Consider the following 22362-nt stretch of genomic DNA (forward strand, 5'->3'; position numbering starts at 1 on the left):
CGATTTAGCTTTTCACACGAACATATTCGCCCGGGGCGTCGCAGAGAGCGTTGAGACGATCACCACCCGGAACTCGCGCATCTACACGCTTATTATCCTGCTTTTCGATCCATGCCTGCCAGTGGGGCCACCAGGAGCCAGCGGTTTCCCGGGCATCCTTCATCCACTCCTCAAGCGTGCCTGTAACCCGCCCATTGGTCCAATATTGATACTTCTTCTTGGAGGGCGGGTTGACGACGCCTGCTATGTGACCTGAGCCGCTGAGGACATAAGTCACGTCACCGCCAAAAGACTGGCAGCCGAGGAAGACGGAGCGTGCGGGTGCGATGTGATCCTCTTTCGCGGCAAGGCTATAGACAGGTATCTTTACGTCTGCCAGCGAGAGCTTTTGGCCCGCAAGGACCATCTCGCCTTTGCTCAATCTATTTTCTAGATAGCAATTGCGCAGATAGAAAGCGTGGTTGGCGGCTGTCATGCGCGTTGAATCGGAATTCCAATAAAGCAGGTCGAACGGTGTCGGCTCTTCGCCCTTCAGGTAATTGCTGACAACATAGGGCCAGATCAATTCCGACGCCCGCAGCATGTTGAACGCTGCGGCCATCTTTGACCCGGCCAAATAGCCGGTCGCATTCATCTGATGCTCCAGTGCCGCGATCTGCTCCTGATCGACGAAGACTTTCAGTTCACCAGCATGAGTGAAATCCACTTGCGTCGTGAAGAAGGTAACCGAGCGGATGCGATTTGTTTTGCTTTTGGCGTGAAGGGCAAGCGCTGCCGCGAGCAGGGTGCCGCCGACGCAATAGCCAATGGCGTTGACTTCCTTTTCTCCGCATGCCTTTTCGACAGTGTCGAGTGCGAAATCGATACCCTCATGGATATAGTCTTCCCAGGCGAGCTTGGCGTGGCGCTCTTCCGGGTTCACCCAGGATATGACGAAGACGGTATGGCCTTGGTCAACGCACCACTTGATGAAGCTTTTTTCTGGCCCAAGATCCAGGATGTAGAACTTGTTGATCCACGGCGGCACGATGAGGAGAGGGCGCTTCAGGACCGTCTCCGTTGAAGGGCTATATTGAATAACCTCGCAGACCTCGCTTCGTGCAATGACTTTGCCGGGGGTGATGGCGACATTCTCGCCGAGACGGAATTTGCTGCCATCGGTCTGGCGCAAGCGCAGTTCGCCCCTGCCTGCTGCCACATCTTCCGCAAGAATGCGCATGCCTTGAACAAGGTTCGCACCGTTGCTGGCAACCGTCTGACGAAACACTTCCGGGTTTGTCAGCGCGAAATTTGCTGGCGAGAGGGCGGCGGTCAGTTGCTTCACATAAAAAAGCGCTTTGTGACGCGTGTGTTCATCGAGGCCGTTTGCGTTTTCAACCAGTTTTTCCGCCCAGTTTGATGTGACGAGATAGACCTGACGCATGAAGGCGAAGAAGGGGTTCTTGCGCCAGTCTTCATCCGCGAATCGCTTGTCTTTCGGAAGCGTATCCGGTTCTGCCATATCCGCGCCGAATGTGAATCGCTGCAACGTATTCATCCAGATGCCCATGTAGGACTGCATCAGAAGCATATGTGCTTCCATCGTGCGTTGTGGCTCAGACATCCAGTATTCAATGACTTTCGAGATGGTTTTCACCATTTCCGTAACAGGATCGAGGGGATCGATGACCTCGCCACGTTCACGCGGACCCAGCCATTCGGTCGCCGCCTTGCCGAAGTTTTCGACAGCACGCGCAAGGTTCAGCGTCAATGCCTGAGGGTCTTTCACCATATAGGCTTCAAGCGTTTGCGCGTCGAAACCGGCGGATTCCGCCCCTGTACGGCTGGATTGGCCGCTGGAATTCATGGTGTCCTCACTCCCCATGCGGCCACCTGTGAGTGACCTTGTTTTGGTTTTTACATTCTGCCCGAAAAAGAATACAAGTTCCAGCGATAGCGGGCCGGAAGGCTATGGCCACAGGTGAAGAACAGGGTTGCGAAAATGGTAGAACGGGCAGGCGTGTTGGGTCGGTTGCCGATGATCATGTGCGTGTGTGCATGGCCTTTGGCCTTGGCCGGATGCAACAGCTTTGCGCTGGATAGCGGCAATCCTCGCACGTCACCGCAGGCTACAGTGGTTGGTGAACAGCAGGCTCCTCGTCCTATGGCTTTGACCAAGCAGGACACTGGAACCTATCCCACCTTCAATAAGCCGCTGACTGCCGCCAACACGCAGATCGACGATCAGCAGTTTACCAGTGCCGAATCGCAGCTCTCCCGATTGGCGAGTGCACGCGCCAGCGGTGCCGTGTCAGAAGCGGAATATCAGCGGCGCGTCAACGCGCTGAAAAAGCTGGCAAGCGAACAAGGCACGGACACCGAACGGCAACTAACCAATTAGGACTTGCCTTCGGTTCCGAATGGCATCAAAGCATCATGGTGCCGGGGCGTTTAAAGGTTGCGTCGCGGCGCTTCAATCAACGCCTTGACGAGGTTCGCTATGGAAGAGTTCCATAAAGTCCGCAGACTGCCGCCCTATGTTTTCGAACAGGTCAACCGTTTGAAGGCAAGCGCGCGAGCGGCGGGAGCGGACATCATCGACCTCGGAATGGGCAATCCCGATCTGCCGACGAACAAGTTCATCGTCGATAAGCTGGTGGAAACCGTTCAGCGGCCTGATACGCACGGCTATTCGTCGTCAAAGGGTATTCCCGGTCTGCGCCGGGCGCAGGCTGCGTACTATGCGCGTCGATTCGGCGTAAAGCTCAACCCGGATACGCAGGTTGTTGCGACACTTGGGTCCAAGGAAGGCTTTGCCAATATGGCGCAAGCCATCACGGCACCTGGTGATGTGGTTCTTTGCCCTAATCCATCCTATCCAATTCACGCGTTTGGTTTCCTGATGGTCGGCGGCGTGATCCGCTCCATTCCGGTTGAGCCGAACGAGGAGTTCTTCCGGGCGCTCGAGCGGGCGGTCGCGCACTCCATTCCGAAGCCTATTGCAATGATCCTCTGCTATCCGTCCAATCCGACGGCGACAGTGGTGGAATTGGAATTCTATAAGGACGTGGTCGATTTCGCGAAGAAGCACGGCATCTTCGTTCTTTCCGACCTAGCCTATTCGGAAATCTATTTTGACGATAAGCCGACGCCTTCCATTTTACAGGTGCCGGGTGCGATGGATATCGCTGTGGAGTTTACCTCGATGTCCAAGACATTTTCCATGGCCGGTTGGCGCATGGGCTTTGCCGTTGGAAATGACCGGCTTATTTCAGCTTTGACGCGCGTTAAGTCCTATCTGGATTACGGTGCCTTTACACCTATTCAGGTGGCGGCGACTGCTGCACTTAACGATCCGGATCTCGATCAGCACATCGAGGAAGTGCGCCAGACCTATAAGCGCCGCCGTGATGTGATGGTGGAAAGTTTCGGTCGTGCTGGCTGGGAGGTACCACCTCCGGCAGCCTCTATGTTTGCCTGGGTGCCGGTGCCGGAAAAATTCCGTCATCTGGGTTCGCTGGAATTTTCCAAACTACTCATTGAAAAGGCTGATGTCGCCGTCGCGCCCGGCATTGGCTTTGGCGAGCATGGCGATGATTATGTGCGCATCGCTTTGGTGGAAAATGAGCACCGGATTCGTCAAGCTGCCAGAAACATCAAACGCTTTCTGGGCAATGCGGATGACACGCTTCACAACGTGATTTCGTTGAATTCCCACCGCTAAACACTTCAGTCAAAAAGGGCGGCGTTCTGCCGCCCGTTCTTTATCGACAGGACATGGACTATGGCAGATGCCCTCAAAATCGGTATTGCGGGTCTGGGCACCGTTGGCGCTTCTCTCGCGAAAATCCTAAGAACGCGTGCCAACGAATTGGCGGTTACCTGCGGTCGCGCCATTGAAATTACAGCTGTCAGTGCACGTGATCGCACACGAGATCGTGGCGTTGATCTATCTTTCGCACAGTGGTTCGATACCCCGGAAGAGATGGCCGATAAGGCAGATATCGACGTTTTGGTGGAACTTGTTGGCGGTGCGGAAGGCACAGCGGATCGTGCTGTACGAGCCGCTTTGGCGAGGGGTCTCCATGTCGTCACCGCAAACAAGGCGCTATTGGCGCGTTGCGGCGTGGAACTTGCTCAGATCGCTGAAGAGAAAGGCGTGCTTCTGAATTTCGAAGCAGCGGTTGCAGGTGGCATTCCGGTCATCAAGGCTCTACGCGAGTCTCTGACCGGAAATACGATCTCGCGCGTCTATGGCATCATGAACGGCACTTGCAATTACATCCTCACGCGGATGGAAAAAGAGGGTCTTTCCTTTGAGGCTTGCCTGAAGGAGGCTCAACGCCTGGGCTATGCCGAGGCTGATCCCACCTTCGATATTGAAGGCAACGACACGGCGCACAAGCTTGCTATTTTGACCACGCTCGCCTTCGGAACGCAGATCGCTGCCGACGCCATCTACCTCGAAGGCATCTCGAATATTTCGATTGAAGACATCAGGGCAGCAGCCGATCTCGGTTACCGCATCAAGCTTTTGGGTGTGGCGCAGCGCACCGAAAGCGGAATCGAGCAGCGCGTTCACCCAACGATGGTGCCGCATGATTCGGTCATCGCGCAGGTGGATGGCGTCACAAATGCTGTTGCAATCGAATCCGATATTCTAGGGGAACTGCTGATGGTGGGGCCTGGCGCGGGGGGCAATGCGACTGCCTCTGCGGTTCTGGGTGATATTGCTGACATTGCCAAGAGCCGACCGGGTGCTCAGCGCGTGCCTGTTCTTGGAAATCCTGCCAATGCGCTTGCTGTTTACAAGCAAGCAGAAATGCAAAGCCATGAGGGCGGTTATTTCATCCGTCTTACCGTGCTGGATCGCGCTGGCGTATTTGCAAATGTTGCCACCCAAATGGCCCAGAACGGAATTTCTCTCGAATCAATTGTTCAGCACGCCAATGGTGGAAGCTCATCTAACGCCAAGACAATCATTCTGGTGACCCATGCAACAACCGAACAGTCGGTCCGCAATGCTGTGGCTGGCATAAAGAGCGGGAGCTATTTGGCGGGCGAGCCTCAGGTAATTCGTATCGAGCGCCCCAAGGCGCTTTGATGCGAAAGCCGTTATCATTGCTCCAGCTTCATCTATGGTCTTGAACTGAAATAAGGCGTACACTCTCGCAATATTCACCTGCGAGGGAGGCGCTTGTGATGTCCAAGATTCTGGAATTTCATCGACGCGAGGATCGGTCATCCGACCACTTGGCGGATATTCGGCCTGTGCTTGAGGATAGGCTGGGGGCGGTGCAGCCGACCTCGGCAGCAACCGAGGACAATGTTGAGCATCACTGGGGTGTGGCACTTGCTCTTGCCAGTTGGCCAATTTGTCTCGGTGCGGGAGCGGTTTGGCTCACTATTTAGTAGAGAGTTGAAGCAAGTAGTTTTGACTGGGATGTGATGCCTGTTGTGCAAGCTTCGCGCTTCGCTTACACCCTTGACGTCATGAACGAGCCCGTCGATCCTATCCAGCGTGCATTTCTGAATATTGAGCAATCCGTTAGCGGTAACCGTTGGGTTTCGCGGCTTGATCAGGCTGGGCAAAATCGTGCGCTCGCAATCGCGCAACTTCACGGCATTCCTGATCTAATCTCGCGTGTGCTGGCAGGCAGGGGCGTTGCCGTCGATGATGCGCCAGCTTTTCTGGACCCGACGATTCGGCGATTGATGCCTGATCCCCGCACGCTGGCTGATTGCGAAAAAGCGGCAATGCGCCTCGCCGATGCTATAAAGCGCCGTGAGCGAGTTGCCATTTTCGGTGATTATGACGTGGATGGAGCGGCTTCCTCTGCGCTTCTCTCACGCTTTCTGCACTACTTCGATGTTCCGGATCATATTTATATTCCTGACCGAATTTTCGAGGGCTACGGCCCTAACCCTGAGGCAATGCGCCAGCTTATTCTGGATGGTGCGAAACTGATCGTGACGGTGGATTGCGGTTCCACCAGTCACGAGGCATTGGCCGCTGCGGCGGAAGAAAAATGCGATGTGGTAGTCATTGACCACCATCAGATGGGACCGCAATTGCCGCCTTGCCTAGCTCTGGTAAACCCAAATCGTAATGATGACCTCTCCGGGCAGGGACATCTCTGCGCGGCAGGCGTCGTATTCCTTGTTCTGGTGGCAACGGCGCGTATCTTACGCGAGCGAAATCACCCGAAGGCGAATGCGCTTGATCTTCTAAGCTGGCTTGACCTTGTCGCATTGGCGACAGTTTGTGATGTTGTTCCGCTAAAGGGGCTCAACCGCGCCTACGTGGTTAAAGGCTTGCTCGCGGCGAGACACATGGGAAACGCAGGACTTGCAGCCCTGTTTCGCCGTACCGGCCTTGGTGGGCCTGTCACGCCTTATCATTTCGGCTTCCTGATTGGCCCGCGCATCAATGCTGGCGGTCGCATCGGCGATGCGGCGCTTGGTAGCCGCCTGCTTACCTTGGACGACTCAGTTGAGGCTGAAGAAATTGCCGGACAGCTGGACGATCTAAACCGTGAGCGCCAGGCCATGGAGGCACAAATGCTGGCGGAAGCTGAGGCGGAAGTCATTGCCGAATACGGTGATGGCCAAAACGCATCGGTTATCGTTACAGCAAGGGATAATTGGCATCCCGGTATCGTGGGGCTTCTTGCAGCTAGATTGAAGGAAAAGTTTAAGCGCCCAGCTTTCGCCATCGCATTTAACGGGTCCGGAAAGGGGACTGGGTCAGGGCGTTCCATACCCGGTTTCGACATGGGAAAAATGGTGCGCAGCGCCGTAGAGGATGGATTGCTGGCAAAGGGCGGTGGCCATGCCATGGCTGCTGGTTTGACCGTGCAACGCGATAAACTTGGCCTTGTTCGCGCCCATTTTGAAGCTGCTGCCCAGCTTGTTGTGCCGGAACTTGCGGCCAATCATGTGCTAAAGATTGATGGAGCACTTGCAGCGTCGGGCGCAACACTTGCGCTCATCGACCAGTTGGAGCAGGCCGGGCCATATGGCTCTGGCCACAGCCAACCCGTATTTGCCGTACCAGCACATCGCGTTGTCGATGCAAGACTCATCGGCGTCGCGCATGTGAAAGTGGTTCTTCAAGCGATGGATGGCGCCCGACTGGAGGGTATCGCTTTCCGTGCCGGAGATACACCACTCGGGCAGTTGCTGTTGTCTTCCCGTGGGAGCCAGCTGCATGTGGCCGGATGCCTCTCGGCCGACCACTGGCAGGGCAGTAGGCGAGTTCAGTTACGCATTCTAGATGCCGCAAAGGCAGGGTGAGCTTGCACAGGTTAAGCGCAATCAAACGCAACGTTGCACCTGCATGAGCAGGAAACATACACGCTTATTCATCTTTGATTAAGGGAAGGCAGTGGCACGCCCTAGGGGAATCGAACCCCTCTTTCCAGAATGAAAATCTGGCGTCCTAACCGATAGACGAAGGGCGCGTGCTGTGGCGCCCTTATATGGGCGAGTTGCCTGTCACGCAAGTGTCAAAATGCAAAAAATCCAAGGAATTTTTGGCTTTTATCCATATGCGAAAACAGTGCCGACGATCGGGGATTAAGCCAAGTCTATCGCTGCAGTCGCACTGTTTTTAATGATGCTTAAGGGAAGAGAGTGGCACGCCCTAGGGGAATCGAACCCCTCTTTCCAGAATGAAAATCTGGCGTCCTAACCGATAGACGAAGGGCGCGTGCTGTGGGCGTCGTTATAGCGCTGATTTTTTGATTGGCAAGCAGAAAAATAAGAGACCAGCCAAGTTTTTTGAACTCACGCATCTAATGCGAAAGTGGTGCAAAAACAAAAGGACATGCCGCAGTGCTCAAGTTCTGCGTAAACGACATCTGTCAACAATAACGTGAGGAAATGGCACGCCCTAGGGGAATCGAACCCCTCTTTCCAGAATGAAAATCTGGCGTCCTAACCGATAGACGAAGGGCGCGTGCTGTGGCGCCCTTATATGGGGCGACTCATGGAGAGGCAAGAGACTTTTGAACTGTTGCCCAGAATATTTGTTCCGGCTTTCGCCCTGTGGATTGCAGGATTTTCTCGATTATTTTCAAAGGATTAGATCCCAGTGGGCCACATAATTCATGTGGTTAGTACATGCCATTGCTGTCAGGCCCTGTCGAAGCCTGTGGCTGTGCGGGCGTGGGTGCCTGGGTGGGCAAGCGGGCGCTGAACACGCTTCCAGCCATGGGATTGATGTTGCGCGTTGGTGCGTAGGCGGGAACACCCTCGGCTGCGGCAACTTGCGCGTTGGCAATGGAATAGATGCTGTTTGCGCTGGCTGTCACAGCGGTAGGTTGGCTGACAACTTGACCAAGATCATTGGCTGGGTCTGAAACAGTGCTGGCTTGCGCCATCATGTTTTGCGGGACCTGGGTCTTGGCAGGCTGCTTATCATTGGCGGCGATAAGTCCTGCCTGCGGGCGTTTTTGTGATTCTTGCTTGGCAACCATCGGATCGACATAGGCTGCTGCCCGTACGTGATTGGGTGCTGGTTGAGCCTTTTCCATTTCTTGCGGCGCCGCAGATTGAGCGATTTCCGTGGCTGGCTTCTTTTTTTCAAGCCCCACTTTGGAAAGCAGATCGACACTGCATCCGCCAAGCGCAGTGCTGGCCGTCAGTGCAATGGCAACTGTAATCAGGCGGGGAAGGCATTTCGCATTGGCTTGCGACATGATGGCAGACTCACACGTTAGAAGGATGTCTGCACTATCCAACGCGAAGCCTGTGTGAGGCTTGGGCTTCGTGATGAGTGAGTGCCGGACGTGCCGGCACTCAGATCGTTTCACCAGTTGCCGGTGTTCGGCATGGAGAGCCATGGCTCTGCTGGTTCCAGGGCCGGGCCCTTCTGCAGCAATTCGATCGAAATTCCATCTGGTGACTTCACAAAAGCCATGTTGCCATCCCGCGGTGGCCGGTTGATGGTGACGCCCATGTCCTGAAGCCGCTTGCAGAAGTCATAAATATTGTCCACCTCGTAGGCGAGATGGCCGAAGTTTCGGCCGCCGGCATAGTCTTCCGCATCCCAGTTATAAGTCAGCTCGAGCAACGGAGCTTGCCGTCCGCTTCCACTTGCGACGTCCTCCTGTGCGGCTAGAAATATGAGAGTGAAACGCCCTTTTTCGTTTTCAATCCGGCGAACTTCCTCGAGTCCGAATATGCGTGTGTAGAAATCAAGTGAAGCATCAAGATCCTTGATGCGTACCATGGTGTGCAGATAGCGCATGGGTAGCAAAAGCCTCTCTAAGATTTGTGCATGAGTTAACGTGTTGGGCTCTTGATATGAGGTGATGAACAGCCTCGGACAAGGCGAAAGCGCGATAAAGGTTGGGAAAAAGAGGGTTGTAGGACTTGCGCTAGACGAATGGCGCAATGTTAACATATCTTATAAGAATCAGTTAACCGTGCCATCGTGACGCGTAACCCAGGGGCTGACAGAATGGCTGATAGAATCTCATCGAAAGGCATTGCCAGTTTCGAAGATCTCGCTGCGGAGCCAGTCGAGCTTATCGAAATCACAGGTGTGGTTAAGTGGTTCGATGTGGCGAAAGGGTTTGGTTTCATCATCCCCGATAACGGCATGCAGGATGTTCTTCTGCACGTTACCTGCTTGAGGCGCGATGGATATCAAATCATTCTGGAAGGCACTCGGATCGTCGCGCTCATTCAGCGCCGGGATCGTGGTTACCAGGCGTTTCGTATTCTCTCCATGGATCAATCGACGGCTATCCATCCGTCGCAAATGCCGCCAATGCGCACCCATGTGCAAGTGACCCCAACCAGCGGGTTGGAGCGTGCCATCGTGAAGTGGTTCAATCGCACAAAAGGTTTCGGCTTCCTGACGCGGGGCGAGGGCACTGAGGACATTTTTATCCACATGGAGACCTTGCGTCGCTATGGCCTAACGGAGCTTCGTCCAGGCCAAGTGGTTCTTGTCCGCTTCGGTGATGGAGACAAAGGTCTTATGGCTGCGGAAGTTCATCCAGATGGCCCTTCAATCGCTACTCGTGCGCACTAATGTGGGTTGTAAATATGCATTCTTTTCGTCTGAGCGCCATTTTGGCGCTCTTTCTGTTTTTGCCGTTCTTAGCGATAGCTCAGCTCAAGTTTGAAACAGAGCAGCTCACCATCAGAACCACAAAGGGTGACCGCTCCTTCACTGTGGAACTGGCACTTGATTCTCTTCAGCGTGAGCAGGGGCTCATGTTTAGAAAAGAAATGCCGCAAAATGCCGGGATGCTTTTTGATTTCGAACGTCCTCGCGTCGTGAATATGTGGATGAAGAACACCTTCATTCCTCTGGATATGCTGTTCATCGACGAAGCGGGTATCGTCCAGCATGTTCACGAGGGGGCAGTACCCCATGATGAAACCGTTATTCCTTCCGGCGGGCCGGTGCGCTTCACCCTGGAGCTCAATGCAGGTGCGGTGAAACAAAATGGAATAAAAGAAGGCGACCGCATCCTCAGCAATCGTATCGGTAACGGCGGGTAGAAAAAGCAATCATTGCCTCAGGTGGTGGCGGACCCATTTGTTGCGCTGCACGATTCTGTGGGATGATGAAAAAAAACGATGCTGGAAGACGATTTTGGTGTTGCGGGGCCGCATCGAAGCGTGTATCTCGCACTCATCGGCGGAACGGAGTGTAGCGCAGTCTGGTAGCGCATCTGGTTTGGGACCAGAGGGTCGGGAGTTCGAATCTCTCCACTCCGACCATCGATATAGCGGCGGTTAAGCTTCCTCCGTCATATTGTGAAGCATCATGCTTTCCGGTGGTGGACGAAGCCCGCAGCTGGAATTAGATTTCCTCATGTCGCCGATTGCGATATGTGAACGGGAGCGTGAGCTAAGATGACCGCCAAGATCTATCGTCCTGCAAAAACTGCAATGCAATCCGGCAAGGCGAAGACACATCTTTGGGTTCTCGAGTTCGATCAGGAAGAGCCTCGTCGAATTGATCCTATTCTCGGTTATACATCTTCTTCTGACATGAAGCAGCAGGTGCGCCTGACTTTTGAATCTCAAGAGCAGGCAGAGGCTTACGCAAAGCGTAACTCTATCGAGTACCGCGTTCTCCCTCCTAAGGAAAGCGCTCGCCAGATCGTCTCCTACACGGACAACTTCCGCTTCAACCGTCAGCAGCCCTGGACGCACTGATCCTGATTTGTGTGAATGAGGCCCCTTAGCTCAACTGGATAGAGCAACTGCCTTCTAAGCAGTAGGTCGCAGGTTCGAGTCCTGCAGGGGTCGCCATATCAATCTCAAAACATTGTTTTCATTGGTTTTTACCCGCGCGCGCGGTCATTCTGCAATTCTCGAAAAGTGCGTAGTCTGAGCTCTGGCGTCGGTTCCTTGCTTGTCAACTGAGGCTGCGCACCTCTTGCAATGCGCGGTCAATAATTTTTAGTTTCTGAAGCGTTCCGGTCGCTAGGCCTTCCGCAACAATAACTTCCACATCATCGATTCCCAAAAATTTGAAAACCGAGCGTAAATAAGCCTCCGCATGTTCTGTAGGGGCTAGAAAAACGGATTGCCTGTAGGATTGCCCTCTCGCAACGGTGAGAATTACGCGCTTTTTGTTGCAGAGGCCTGCCGCACCATTGGCCGGATATTGGAATGTCTTGTCCGGGATTATGATGCGGTCTATCCACGCCTTGAGTTGGCTGGCGACTGAGAGGTTATAAAGCCCAACCCCGATGACAATGATATCTGCGGCAAGAAACTCCTGCAAAACTTCGGTCGCCAGTGCCTCGTTACGTGATCTGTGTAGATAGATCAGCTCGTCGTTGTCAGCTTCATTCGCCATCTCGATCGACAGATGATCCAGTGGAGTTGCCACGACATCGCGGTATCTGACCATCAGTCCACGATTGGATGCTGTCAACTGATCGACGACCGCTTGAGAAAGGACGCGGCTGACGGATTTGTCGCCGGAGATACTCGAATCAATATGCAGTAGGTTCATTTTCTCATGCTTTTACAGCACAAGCGTAAAAACGCTTGGACGGGGATGCGAAGTCTGTTTGTATTCAACGAGTTCAATCATCTTAGATGTTTCATCGCCTTGCTTTAGCGATACCCAGAGAATTGCTCGACTGAAATGCCAAATAGCCCTCACATTCTGCCAAGTGTCTCAAGAACAATAGAATTCGTCGTTTTCCCAGATATTCAAATTTTGGACCTGACCGGCCCCTTGCAGGTTTTTGCTTGCGCCAATGAGTTGTCGAAAATCGACCAACCTATGCCGCCCTATACGCTCAAGGTGGTTTCTGTGGGGGGAGGGGCAGTACAAAGTTCCGCAGGTTTGCCCATTCTCACAGAACCTCTATCGGATATCGTGACGCCCCTGGACACCCTTGTTTTGCCGGGTGGCATGGGAGTGAATGAGGCAGCCAAAGACGAGCCGCTGATTGAGTGGGTCAAACAGCGTTCGATAGACGCCCAGCGCACGGTTTCCATTTGCTCAGGGGCATTCCTTGCTGCCGCATGCGGCCTGCTTGATGGTCGCCGCGCTGTCACCCACTGGGAACGCTGCCCCGAACTCGCTGAACCTTTCCCGATATTCGGGTGGAAACCGATCCCATTTTTATTCAGGACGGACCTATCTGGACTTCAGCAGGCGTGACGGCTGGCATCGATCTTTGCCTTGCACTTGTGGAAGAAGATTTAGGGCGTGATATCGCGCTGGCCATTGCGCGCGACCTTGTCGTTTACCTCAAGCGGTCTGGCGGGCAATCACAGTTCAGTGCTGTCCTCTCATTGCAAGCTTCTGACGGGTTCGCCGAACTTCATAACTGGATTATTGATAACCTTCAGGGAGACCTATCCATCGCCGCCCTCGCAGCTCGCTGCGGTATGAGTGAGCGCAATTTCGCCCGCCGGTATGTTAGCGAAACTGGTGTTACGCCAGCCCGTGGTGTGGAGCGATTGAGAACAGAAATCGCTCGTTCGCTGCTGGTGGACACTGCCTTACCGGTTAAGGCTGTCGCGACTCATTGCGGATTTGCCAATGAGGAGGGGTTGCGCCGAAGCTTTACCAAATTGTTTTCGATGTCGCCCAGCGAGTACAGGAAGATTTGGGCTGGTTGATATTTAAGTTAGTAACCTCTCTATTAGAAATGTTTTGATGTGATCCAGGTTCTCCAATAACCATGACCTGACATGCCACCATGATAGGCTCGTTACGCATCCTATCTTGTCAGCGCCTCGGTGTCTGGAGCCAAGCCTATGCCGGTACTAGAAAACGGTCCCCATCCTTTGGATTTAGAATTTCAGGTTGAACCGCAATTCGACTATTTATCTGAAGAATATCGCGTTCTTTACGAGAAATCGGATGCGACAGCTTTTCAGGCTCCGCTCTGGATGCATTCGCTAAACCAGAAGCTGGCGCCGAAAGTTGCGGCCAAGCCATATACGATTACCGGCAGGCGTGTCACTGACGGTGTTCTGAAACTGCTTATGCCTTTCGTCGTGCAAAAAGCGAGCGGCATTCGCATGTTGCTTCCGGCCGATTTTGGAGTTTGTGACTACAATGCCATCGTTGCCGAAAACGCGGTGCTGGAGGATGTGTCTCGCTCGCCCAGGCAACTTGCGCAAATTGCGGATTTGATTCGTAAAACAGACCTTTTGATGCTGAGAAAATTGAGGTCCGACGGATTTGATGTAAGCCGGATCTTTCCAAAGTGCGTTTCATCCGTTGCGGATCATGCTGCCTATCGTTGTGATTTCGGCAGTGATTTTGAGACTTGGCGCAAGAGCCTAGCCAAGTCCATCAGCAACCGTTTGCCTCGCCAATTGAGGCAGGTTGAGCAGCAAATTGGAGCCTACGAACATAGACTGGTTACAGACGAAGCGGAAATCAGGAAGGCTTTTGCGTTTCTTCAGCATGTACGACACGGTATGTTCGAGAATGATTTGATCGAGGACCCCGCCTATTTCAATTTTTACCTTGAATATGCAATTGCCAGTGCAGCTTCGGGCGAGTCTGGTCTTTATGTGGGCTATATAAACGGAGAACCGATCAGCTTCCTGTTCGGCCTAATAGGAGGGCGGCATTTTCACGCTGTACAGCTTGGCGGTGACCGTGAACGCTACGGCAAATATTCCGTTGGTAATCAGGTCTATTTCTTTTCGATGCAGGACCAGTTCACCAAAGGGCAGGGGATTTTGGACATGGGCATCGGCAACACGGGCTACAAAAGCGATTTCCGCGCCGTTGAAACGGTGATGCACAATGTCACCAGTGCGCAGACCTTACGTGGTGCGGCGGTATCAACTGTCTATCATCATGCGAAGCCGTTGAAAAACATGCTGCGCCGTCTTACGCCGCGCCTTCATTAGGACAGGAACGGCGTGGCTACTCCTCAAAGTCATTCCTTAATCTCGATACCTGCTTCGTGAGCAGCGGCGATGAAGGCCAGGCGAGCAGCTTCTGGGGATTTTTTTCCCTTCAACGCCGCTTCGAAAACCAACAATGCCTTGTCTAATTCTTCACCATCTTCCAATGGCCAATCATCGATCAAAGCCCAGGATGCTTCCTGGAGTGTTTTGATTGTCCTGAATTGTCCTGGCCCATCCAGTGCCAGAGAAACGCCCTTGGTCCAATCTTTGGTCACGCCAATGCCTCACACAGTTTCATGGTAGGCCCATTTAGACTGAATGGGGGCGGATAGCGAGGAGGCCGCTGCGCGATATTATTCAATCGGAGAGATGCGCCTGCTTTTGCTCGATTGTATCAAGAACTTTTTCTGGTGACAGAGTTTGCTTCAGCTCATGGAGTTCCTGATCTGCAAGAGTGATATCGAGCCTTTGAGCGATCACAGAAGTGAGTTTGAGGAGCTTGCTGATTTCATGCTCCGCCATCAGCGAAATCTGAAGGTTCAGATCGGCTCGCTTGTCATCTGCCGCGGCCATCCGATTCTGACTGATAAGAACGAATGTCGATATAAATATCGCTTCAACTGATGCCGCCATCGCCAATATGACGAGAGATGGATCAAACTTTGGCAGGATCGGAATCATTCCGACGTTAACCAGAATCCAAAGTCCGAACACCAGCGCATGAATATAGACGAAGGTCATTGAGCCAGCGAAACGCGTTATTACTCCGGCGGCGCGGTCTCGAATAGGCGCCTCGCGAATCTCGGCGTTCCGCCTTTGCAGCAGGGCTTCAATATTTCTTTCAAGCTGGTTGAAGCTGTCTGTTTGATCAGTATCGAACGGGCTTGCCATGAGTGTGCCTTGTTGAACAGAGATGCCAACAAAACCAATGCTGCAGGTGACAGTTCCTCGGCGCCGCATCAAGGCGGGCGGATGTTTCCTAGCGGACGAAGGCTACGCGTGCTTCACTCTATTTGGGATTGATGGCCTTTCAGCCATCAATCGGAAGCGCAGCTATACCTAAATCCCATCTCTCCATCGGAAATAGGCAATGCTACCTGCGCCAAATGCCGCAGCCAAAACAAGGCCGGAAATAATCATTGGTGTCTCCTCCCAGTAAACGATAAAGATTCGCCCCGCTCCTCATCGCGGCGAAGTGTCACAGCAACACAGACTGTCATATTTGACAAGCTTCATCGTCTACGTTCAGCAAAACTGATCGTTCGACTTAACGTTGAGACGCGGCGGTCGGTCGCTAAAAGATGATTGGCGAAACAGCTTGCAGCATATTATTCCGATTGGAACGCATTCAGCAGAGACACGCCTTGGACATTGAATCCTGACGCTGTATTCAAAGATCATGCCTATGGGTGGGTGCCCGGGAGTTTTAGTTGTCTATCGCAGAAATATCTTTGTTGAGTGCGCTTCTGGCCGGTGCATTGTCATTCCTGTCTCCTTGCGTTCTGCCTCTGGTGCCGCCTTATCTTTGCTATATGGCAGGCATTTCAGTTGATCAGTTTAAGGGGTCCGAACAGGTAGAGACGGTCCAGAGTCGTCGTGCGGTTCTGTTCGCTGCGTTATTTTTTACCCTTGGCTTCGGCACAGTCTTTGTAGCGCTAGGGGCTGGTGCGACCTCCATAGGCATGATGCTGCGGCAGCATCTGGATATCCTGTCGAAAATCGGCGGGCTGATCATCATTGTTATGGGGCTCAATTTCCTGGGCCTGTTCAGGATTGGTCTTCTGGCTCGCGAGGCGCGCTTTCAATCTGGTGGCAAGCCCGCCACATTTTCCGGTGCCTATGTCATGGGCCTGGCTTTCGCCTTTGGTTGGACACCTTGTATTGGGCCGGTCCTGGGTGCAATTCTCGGTATTGCAGCTTCGCGCGAAACTGTGGCGGATGGGGCGGTGCTGCTGGCAATTTATTCCTTGGGTTTGGCGGTTCCCTTCTGGATTGCGGCTGCCTTTTCTGGCTCTTTCATGCGTTTCCTCAGCCGCTTTCGCAAACATCTCGGCCTCATGGAAAAGATCATGGGTGCTTTGCTGATCCTGACTGGCCTAGCCTTTATGTTCGGATTTGTCAGTGATCTCGCCATCTGGTTTCAACAAAGCTTCCCCATCCTCTCTCGGATCGGTTGATCATTGATGGCTGCAACACTGGCCCTGCTCATCCCTTTCTTCGGATTGATCCTGATTGGCTATATCGCCGCGCGGGTAAGCCGCCAGAGCGTGGATGCCTTGGGTTGGATGAACATTTTCATTATTTACGCCGCCCTGCCGGCGCTGTTCTTCAAGCTTGTTTCGCGAACGCCATTTGAAGATCTGACGCGGCTCGATTTCATTCTTACGCAGCTCTTTTCAGTCTACACCGTCTACTTTGTATTGCTGATGGTTGGGGTCTGGTGGCGCAAGGCCAGCCTCGGTGAGAGCGTGATACAGGCTTTCGGTGGCGCTTACGGCAATATTGGTTATATGGGGCCAGGGCTTGCGCTGCTTGTTCTTGGTGAAGAGGCGGCAACGCCTGTGGCGCTGATCGTTTGCCTTGAAAATGCCCTCCACTTCATCGTCGCCCCGGCGCTGATGGCGCTTGCTGTTGGCGACGAACGACCGCCGCTGCGCTTGGCCGCCGATGTGCTAAAGCGCGTGGTGTTTCATCCGTTCATTCTATCGACAGCCGCCGGATTCGTCGTAGCGGCCTTGCATGTCAAGCTACCGCAGCCGGTCAGCCAGTTCGTGGAATACCTCGCACAGGCTGCTGCACCCTGTGCGCTGTTTGCCATGGGAGTGAGCCTGGCGCTTCGTCCGCTCAAAAAGGTGCCAATGGAGATCGGTTATATCTCTGTTGCGAAACTTTTGTTGCTGCCAGTTCTGATGTATCTGCTCCTGCGGCTGGTCGGCGGGTTTGAACAAAGTTGGATTCATGCTGCTGTTCTACTCGCAGCACTACCCACGGCAACCAATGTGTTCGTCATCAGTCAACACTACGGTGTTTGGCAGGAAAGAGCGTCTGCGACCGTATTGATCACGACGATCCTCTCCGTATTCACGCTGCCAGTGGTGTTATATCTGATCTCAGCCGGTTTTTTGCCGGTTGAAGGGATGCCGTAGCGTATCCACCAGATCCTTCAAGCTGCGGCCGGGCTCCACGCCCTCGCGCATCAGCACGTTGCGAAGCGGCCCGATTGAGGTCAGCATATGAAGGCCAGCGGCGCGTGCCACTTGCATAGGCAGGAAATCCGACAGAAGGGAGCGGTTCAGCAGGTCCACACCGAAGGTGCGGCTCATGATATCGCCGCGACGGCGGCGGTTAAAACGGTCTCCCAGGTCTGCAGCGATAGGAGCGCCGTTGGTGGACTTCAGCAATTCAACAAGTTCGATGACATCGCGAAGAGAAAGGTTCAGTCCTTGCGCACCAATCGGTGGAAAGGCGTGGGCAGCCTCGCCGATCAAAGCAATGCGCCCTTTGCCGAAACGATCCGCCATGAGGCTCGAAAGCGCCCAGGCCTCAGCACCTTCCTCAACACTGACTTTTCCCAGAAGCGATTGCATCCGCATCTCTACTTCACGTGAGATACTATCCAGTTCGAGAGATAGAAGCCGTTCGGCTTCTTGCGGTTTTACGACCCAAACGAGGCTAGACCGATTGTCGGGCAGGGGAACCTGCGTGAAAGGCCCGGTTTCGGTGTGGAACTCGGTAGAAACATTGTTGTGCGGCACGTCGTGGGCAAAATTCAGCACCACTGCGGTCTGCGGGTACGCCCAGCGACGAACGGAAATGGCGGCAGATTCACGAACATGCGAATTGCGCCCATCAGCCCCGACCACGAAGGCGGCTTCCAATTTCTCCCCGGAAGAAAGACCTAGAGAAACCACATCGCTTGATAGAGTAAGCGTCTGCAGCGATGCATCCACCCGCTCAATGTTTGCCTCTGCTCCAACGGCGGCTCTGAGCTTTTCCATCAGTATTCGATTTGGAATATTGTAGCCGAAGGCATAGAGCCCGACGTCCGGCGCGCGAAACTGTGCAGGCGGCGCACGAAACAGCCGCTTTGTGCCATCAAGAATCTGCATGACGGTCAGCGCTGCCGCTTGCGTCTGCAAATCCTCCCAAAGTCCAAGGCTATCCACAAAGCGAATGGAATGATCCATCAGTGCGGTGGTGCGATGGTCGTTGCGCTCTGTGACGGGAGCGACAAGCGCCACCTTTCTTCCAGCTCGCGCCAAGGCCAGTGCCGCGATGGAGCCAGCCAGACCTTCACCTACAACAGCAATCTCGACGTTCTGCATCTTCGCTCTTCTTCATGCTCTATCAGTATGCTCTATGTAGGCAAACTTGTAACAGTTATCCATGGCCTGTGCCGCTTGAACGGCGTCAAGGTTGCAAAGCGCGCCGATTGGCCGCATACCCGGTATGTGGTTTAGACATTCGGAGCAGGGCGTGATCAGGCGAATCTTCAATTACCGAAAAGTGCCCTATGCAGAAATTCGGGCTTTCTCGGTTCATGTGCTCACGGCCTCAGGTTCCTTCCTCGCATTTCTGGGCGTTGTTGCCGCAGCCGAACACCGTTTCGTTGATATGTGGTGGTGGCTTGGTCTGGCGCTTCTGATCGATGGAATCGATGGGCCTATCGCTCGTAAGGTGCGCGTGAAAGAGGTTCTGCCAAACTGGTCCGGCGATACGCTGGATAACATCATCGACTACGTGACCTATGTTCTCCTGCCAGCTTTCGCACTTTATCAGAGCGGAATGATCGGGGAGACCTGGTCCTTTGTTGCCGCTGGTATGATCGTTGTATCAAGCGCAATCTACTACGCTGATATGGGCATGAAAACGGATGAGTATTTCTTCTCCGGCTTTCCTGTCGTCTGGAACATGGTGATCCTGACACTCTTTGTCATAAAGCCTTCAGAGACAGCTGCCCTCATCGTGGTGGTTGCTGCCGTTATCCTGACGTTCCTGCCCATCAACTTTCTCCATCCGGTTCGGGTCAAGCGGTTACGCGGCCTCAATCTTTCGATTTTCCTTCTGTGGTGCGCACTCTCCGGCTATTCGCTGCTCCTTCAGTTTGAATCCCCAGCATGGCTGGTGTGGAGCGTCGTGCTAACCGGTGTCTATCTGTTTTGCATCGGCGGAATTCTACAGTTGTTTCCCAAGCTCGGAAAAACCAGTTAAGTGTTGGCTTAAGAACGTATTTCCTGTTGTGCGTAGCAACAAAACTTGTATCAATTAATCCACGCGCCGGTCTTTCCGGTCAATCAGCGGCACATCGCATGGACATATCTCGGAGAAGATAGCCCGCGCTGGTGTGTGAGGGGATACGAGTGACAGAGACGCACACACGGGAAGCGTCACCGCTTCTTCAAATTCGGGGTCTGACAAAATATTTCGGTAGCTTCGCAGCCTGCAATGCCATCGATCTGACCATTGCGCCTGGCGAAATTCACGCTCTTTTGGGTGAAAATGGCGCTGGAAAATCCACGCTGGTCAAAATGCTGTTTGGCGTTTTGCAGCCAAGCGCGGGCGACATTGTTTGGGAAGGCCAAGCGCGAACAGTGGTATCACCTGGACAAGCGCGTGAACTGGGCATCGGAATGGTGTTCCAGCACTTCTCACTGTTTGAAGCGCTGACTGTTGCCGAGAACATTGCCCTATCCCTGAACCCGAAAATTCCGCTGGCCAAGATTGCAGAAGAAGCTGCTGCATTGTCTCGCGCCTACGGCTTGCCGCTCGATCCAAATTCGCATGTCGCGGATCTGTCCGTTGGAGAGCGGCAGCGCATAGAAATTGTGCGCGCTCTTTTGCAAAATCCGAAGCTCATCATTCTGGATGAGCCGACTTCCGTTTTGACGCCGCAGGAAGCAGACAAGCTTTTTGAAACTCTGTTCAAGCTAAGGGCAGAAGGGCGCTCGGTTCTCTATATCAGCCATAGGCTGGAAGAAGTGCAGCGCATTTGTGATCGTGCAACGGTCCTGCGCCATGGCAAAGTCACGGGTTCTTGTGATCCGCGACGAGAAACGCCGGCTTCACTTGCACGGATGATGGTTGGCGCTGACGTTGCGACGATCCATCGGCCGGAAGCTGCTGATCTTGGACCGTCGCTGCTGGAAGTTTCCGGTCTCTCCGTCTCTGCCAAGACTCCATTCGCCGTGGCACTGAAGGACATCGCCATACAAGTGCGTGCTGGGGAGGTGCTGGCTATTGCTGGCGTCGCTGGCAATGGTCAAGGCGAACTCTTCGATGCACTCTCGGGTGAGTATCCTGTTGCTTCGGATGAAGCCATTCGACTAAGAGGCAAGCCTGTTGGCCGGATCGGCATCAACGGTCGTCGTTTGATGGGGGCTGGCTTTGTGCCGGAAGAGCGTCATGGCCATGCTGCCGTCTCAGACATGAGCCTTTCTGACAATTTACTGCTTTCCCGCAGCCAATCGGACCGCACGGCGTTTCTGGCAGGCGGTTTCGCTGGCGTCATTCGGCATGATACGATCCGCAAGGCGACAAAACGTATCTGTGAGATCATGGATGTGCGCAAAAGCGGCGAAGATCCAAATGCGGCCTCCCTTTCCGGCGGCAATTTGCAAAAGTTTATTATCGGGCGCGAGCTGGATCGAAAGCCCGCTGTGCTAATCGTCAATCAACCGACATGGGGCGTAGATGCCGGTGCTGCCAGCAGGATTCGACAGTCCCTGATCGATCTCGCACGTTCGGGTTCCGCTGTTGTCGTAATCAGCCAGGATCTCGATGAGATCTTTGAAGTGGCAACCAATATTGCCGTTATCTCAGAAGGCAGGCTTTCACGCCCCTATGCGGCGGGTGAACTTTCGCTGGAGAAAATCGGACTCTTAATGGGCGGCATACACGATTCGACACAGCAGGCGGGAGAATCTCATGCGCATTGAGCTTGAGCGACGCGCTGCCGCATCCGGGTGGTTTGCTGTTGTGTCGCCCTTACTGGCCCTGATGTTGACGCTGTTGTTCGGTGCGTTGATGTTTTGGATGTTGGGCAAAGACCCATTTCACGCGCTCTATAGTTTCTTCGTGGAGCCGCTGCTGGAAGTTTGGTCGCTGCATGAACTTGCCATCAAGGCGGCTCCGCTCATCCTGATCGCCGTTGGACTGTCCGTCTGCTATCGCTCCAACAATTGGAATATCGGTGCAGAGGGCCAGTTCACCATTGGCGCCATCACAGGCTCCATTTTGCCGGTTTTGGTGCCGCAGTGGCACTCGTCGCTGGTGCTGCCGCTGATGTTGATCATGGGCGCCATCGGTGGCGCATTATATGCAGCGATTCCAGCGCTTTTAAAAACGCGCTTCAACACCAATGAAATCCTTGTCAGCCTCATGCTGGTTTATATTGCCCAGCTGTTTCTGGACTGGCTGACGCGTGGCCCCTGGCGCGATCCAAAAGGGTTCAATTTTCCGCAGACCGTGAGCTTCGCGCCTGAAGCTGTTTTGCCGGAACTGCTGGAGAGTGGCCGCGCCCACTGGGCCATCGTTTTCGCCTTGGTCGCGGCGATTGGCATTTGGTTTATGATGCGCTTCATGCTGAAAGGTTTTCAGGTAGAGGTTCTCGGCAAGTCTGAGCGGGCAGGGCGCTTTGCAGGCTTTTCATCGCGCCGCATGGTTTGGTTTTCGCTGATGCTATCCGGTGCTTTTGCCGGTTTAGCTGGAATATCCGAAGTATCGGGCTCTATTGGCCATTTGCAGCCATCCATTTCGCCCGGATACGGTTTCACAGCCATTATAGTTGCATTCCTAGGACGTCTTAATCCACTTGGAATTATCGCTTCCGGCTTCGTGTTGGCGCTCACCTATCTTGGTGGTGAGGCAGCTCAGCTATCGCTTGGCGTATCTGACAAAGTAACGCGGGTTTTCCAAGGATTGCTGCTTTTCTTCGTGCTGTCCTGCGACACCCTGATCCTTTATCGCGTGCGCCTCATCTTCGGAGCCAAACGTGCCGCCGCCGAAGCGAGGTCTTGA

At 53.8% G+C, this 22362-nt stretch carries 21 protein-coding genes, 5 tRNA genes and 1 pseudogene; 17 read left to right on the plus strand and 10 right to left on the minus strand.

Annotated features, from left to right (window positions below; all coding sequences use genetic code 11):
- Positions 1-4: 4 nt before the first annotated feature.
- Positions 5-1846, minus strand: a complete 1842-nt coding sequence (locus AC0JZ1_RS07965; protein WP_471881862.1) for a PHA/PHB synthase family protein — start codon at positions 1844-1846, stop codon at positions 5-7.
- A 135-nt stretch (positions 1847-1981) separates the two neighbouring features.
- Here AC0JZ1_RS07965 and AC0JZ1_RS07970 point away from each other — a divergent pair, with 135 nt between their 5' ends.
- The 5 genes from AC0JZ1_RS07970 to recJ all read left to right on the plus strand — a co-directional run bounded on the left by AC0JZ1_RS07970 (position 1982) and on the right by recJ (position 7275).
- Positions 1982-2380, plus strand: a complete 399-nt coding sequence (locus tag AC0JZ1_RS07970; protein ID WP_471881863.1) for a hypothetical protein — start codon at positions 1982-1984, stop codon at positions 2378-2380.
- A gap of 99 nt (positions 2381-2479) precedes the next feature.
- Positions 2480-3703, plus strand: coding sequence for an LL-diaminopimelate aminotransferase (locus tag AC0JZ1_RS07975; protein WP_471881864.1), 1224 nt, complete (start codon positions 2480-2482; stop codon positions 3701-3703).
- A gap of 60 nt (positions 3704-3763) precedes the next feature.
- Complete coding sequence (locus AC0JZ1_RS07980) at positions 3764-5083, plus strand: homoserine dehydrogenase (protein WP_471881865.1); 1320 nt, start codon at positions 3764-3766, stop codon at positions 5081-5083.
- Positions 5084-5181: 98 nt separating this feature from the next.
- A complete protein-coding gene (locus tag AC0JZ1_RS07985; RefSeq protein WP_471881866.1) occupies positions 5182-5391 on the plus strand; it encodes a hypothetical protein in 210 nt (69 codons plus the stop codon).
- An 81-nt stretch (positions 5392-5472) separates the two neighbouring features.
- A complete protein-coding gene (recJ, locus tag AC0JZ1_RS07990) occupies positions 5473-7275 on the plus strand; it encodes a single-stranded-DNA-specific exonuclease RecJ (protein WP_471883388.1) in 1803 nt (600 codons plus the stop codon).
- Between the two features lie 92 nt (positions 7276-7367).
- On the opposite strand, the gene AC0JZ1_RS07995 is transcribed toward recJ, so the two are convergent.
- From AC0JZ1_RS07995 to gloA, 5 genes are all read right to left on the minus strand, one after another.
- Positions 7368-7442: transfer RNA gene (locus AC0JZ1_RS07995), tRNA-Glu, on the minus strand.
- A gap of 173 nt (positions 7443-7615) precedes the next feature.
- Positions 7616-7690, minus strand: a tRNA-Glu gene (locus AC0JZ1_RS08000).
- Positions 7691-7864: 174 nt separating this feature from the next.
- Positions 7865-7939: transfer RNA gene (locus tag AC0JZ1_RS08005), tRNA-Glu, on the minus strand.
- Positions 7940-8096: 157 nt separating this feature from the next.
- Positions 8097-8681: a hypothetical protein gene (locus AC0JZ1_RS08010; protein ID WP_471881867.1), complete on the minus strand. Its 585-nt coding sequence runs from the start codon at positions 8679-8681 to the stop codon at positions 8097-8099.
- A gap of 110 nt (positions 8682-8791) precedes the next feature.
- Complete coding sequence (gene gloA / locus AC0JZ1_RS08015; RefSeq protein ID WP_471881868.1) at positions 8792-9232, minus strand: lactoylglutathione lyase; 441 nt, start codon at positions 9230-9232, stop codon at positions 8792-8794.
- Positions 9233-9445: 213 nt separating this feature from the next.
- Between gloA and AC0JZ1_RS08020 the strand changes: the two genes are divergently transcribed.
- From AC0JZ1_RS08020 to AC0JZ1_RS08040, 5 genes are all read left to right on the plus strand, one after another.
- Entirely contained in the window at positions 9446-10024 is a 579-nt protein-coding gene (locus AC0JZ1_RS08020) for a cold-shock protein (RefSeq protein WP_471881869.1), read from the plus strand.
- A gap of 14 nt (positions 10025-10038) precedes the next feature.
- A complete protein-coding gene (locus tag AC0JZ1_RS08025; RefSeq protein ID WP_471881870.1) occupies positions 10039-10500 on the plus strand; it encodes a DUF192 domain-containing protein in 462 nt (153 codons plus the stop codon).
- Between the two features lie 145 nt (positions 10501-10645).
- Positions 10646-10722, plus strand: a tRNA-Pro gene (locus AC0JZ1_RS08030).
- 135 nt (positions 10723-10857) lie between these two features.
- On the plus strand, positions 10858-11163 hold the full coding sequence (locus tag AC0JZ1_RS08035; RefSeq protein ID WP_471881871.1) for an ETC complex I subunit: 306 nt from the start codon (positions 10858-10860) through the stop codon (positions 11161-11163).
- A gap of 19 nt (positions 11164-11182) precedes the next feature.
- Positions 11183-11259: transfer RNA gene (locus AC0JZ1_RS08040), tRNA-Arg, on the plus strand.
- 106 nt (positions 11260-11365) lie between these two features.
- Here the strand turns inward: AC0JZ1_RS08040 and AC0JZ1_RS08045 are convergent.
- Positions 11366-11971, minus strand: coding sequence for an FMN-dependent NADH-azoreductase (locus AC0JZ1_RS08045; RefSeq protein WP_471881872.1), 606 nt, complete (start codon positions 11969-11971; stop codon positions 11366-11368).
- Between the two features lie 135 nt (positions 11972-12106).
- On the opposite strand from AC0JZ1_RS08045, the pseudogene AC0JZ1_RS08050 reads away from it, so the two are divergent.
- Positions 12107-13095: pseudogene (locus AC0JZ1_RS08050) on the plus strand (GlxA family transcriptional regulator).
- Positions 13096-13233: 138 nt separating this feature from the next.
- Positions 13234-14346 (plus strand): GNAT family N-acetyltransferase, encoded by a 1113-nt coding sequence (locus AC0JZ1_RS08055; RefSeq protein ID WP_471881873.1) that lies wholly within the window; start codon positions 13234-13236, stop codon positions 14344-14346.
- A gap of 29 nt (positions 14347-14375) precedes the next feature.
- Here the strand turns inward: AC0JZ1_RS08055 and AC0JZ1_RS08060 are convergent, their stop codons facing one another.
- A complete protein-coding gene (locus AC0JZ1_RS08060; protein WP_471881874.1) occupies positions 14376-14621 on the minus strand; it encodes a DUF982 domain-containing protein in 246 nt (81 codons plus the stop codon).
- 82 nt (positions 14622-14703) lie between these two features.
- Complete coding sequence (locus AC0JZ1_RS08065) at positions 14704-15237, minus strand: DUF1003 domain-containing protein (protein ID WP_471883389.1); 534 nt, start codon at positions 15235-15237, stop codon at positions 14704-14706.
- Positions 15238-15776: 539 nt separating this feature from the next.
- On the opposite strand from AC0JZ1_RS08065, the gene AC0JZ1_RS08070 reads away from it, so the two are divergent.
- Entirely contained in the window at positions 15777-16523 is a 747-nt protein-coding gene (locus tag AC0JZ1_RS08070) for a cytochrome c biogenesis CcdA family protein (RefSeq protein ID WP_471881875.1), read from the plus strand.
- Between the two features lie 6 nt (positions 16524-16529).
- A complete protein-coding gene (locus AC0JZ1_RS08075; protein WP_471881876.1) occupies positions 16530-17492 on the plus strand; it encodes an AEC family transporter in 963 nt (320 codons plus the stop codon).
- On the opposite strand, the gene AC0JZ1_RS08080 is transcribed toward AC0JZ1_RS08075, so the two are convergent.
- On the minus strand, positions 17457-18671 hold the full coding sequence (locus AC0JZ1_RS08080) for a UbiH/UbiF family hydroxylase (protein ID WP_471881877.1): 1215 nt from the start codon (positions 18669-18671) through the stop codon (positions 17457-17459). The two genes, AC0JZ1_RS08075 and AC0JZ1_RS08080, sit on opposite strands and share 36 nt — an antisense overlap.
- Positions 18672-18822: 151 nt before the next feature.
- Here AC0JZ1_RS08080 and pcsA point away from each other — a divergent pair, with 151 nt between their 5' ends.
- The 3 genes from pcsA to AC0JZ1_RS08095 all read left to right on the plus strand — a co-directional run bounded on the left by pcsA (position 18823) and on the right by AC0JZ1_RS08095 (position 22362).
- The gene (gene pcsA / locus AC0JZ1_RS08085; protein WP_471881878.1) at positions 18823-19557 is read left to right on the plus strand and encodes a phosphatidylcholine synthase; all 735 of its coding nucleotides are present in this window, start codon (positions 18823-18825) and stop codon (positions 19555-19557) included.
- A 149-nt stretch (positions 19558-19706) separates the two neighbouring features.
- A complete protein-coding gene (locus AC0JZ1_RS08090) occupies positions 19707-21281 on the plus strand; it encodes an ABC transporter ATP-binding protein (RefSeq protein ID WP_471881879.1) in 1575 nt (524 codons plus the stop codon).
- Positions 21271-22362 (plus strand): ABC transporter permease, encoded by a 1092-nt coding sequence (locus tag AC0JZ1_RS08095; RefSeq protein WP_471881880.1) that lies wholly within the window; start codon positions 21271-21273, stop codon positions 22360-22362. The genes AC0JZ1_RS08090 and AC0JZ1_RS08095 overlap by 11 nt, the downstream gene beginning before the upstream one ends.

The sequence above is a fragment of the Affinirhizobium capsici genome (assembly GCF_977018625.1).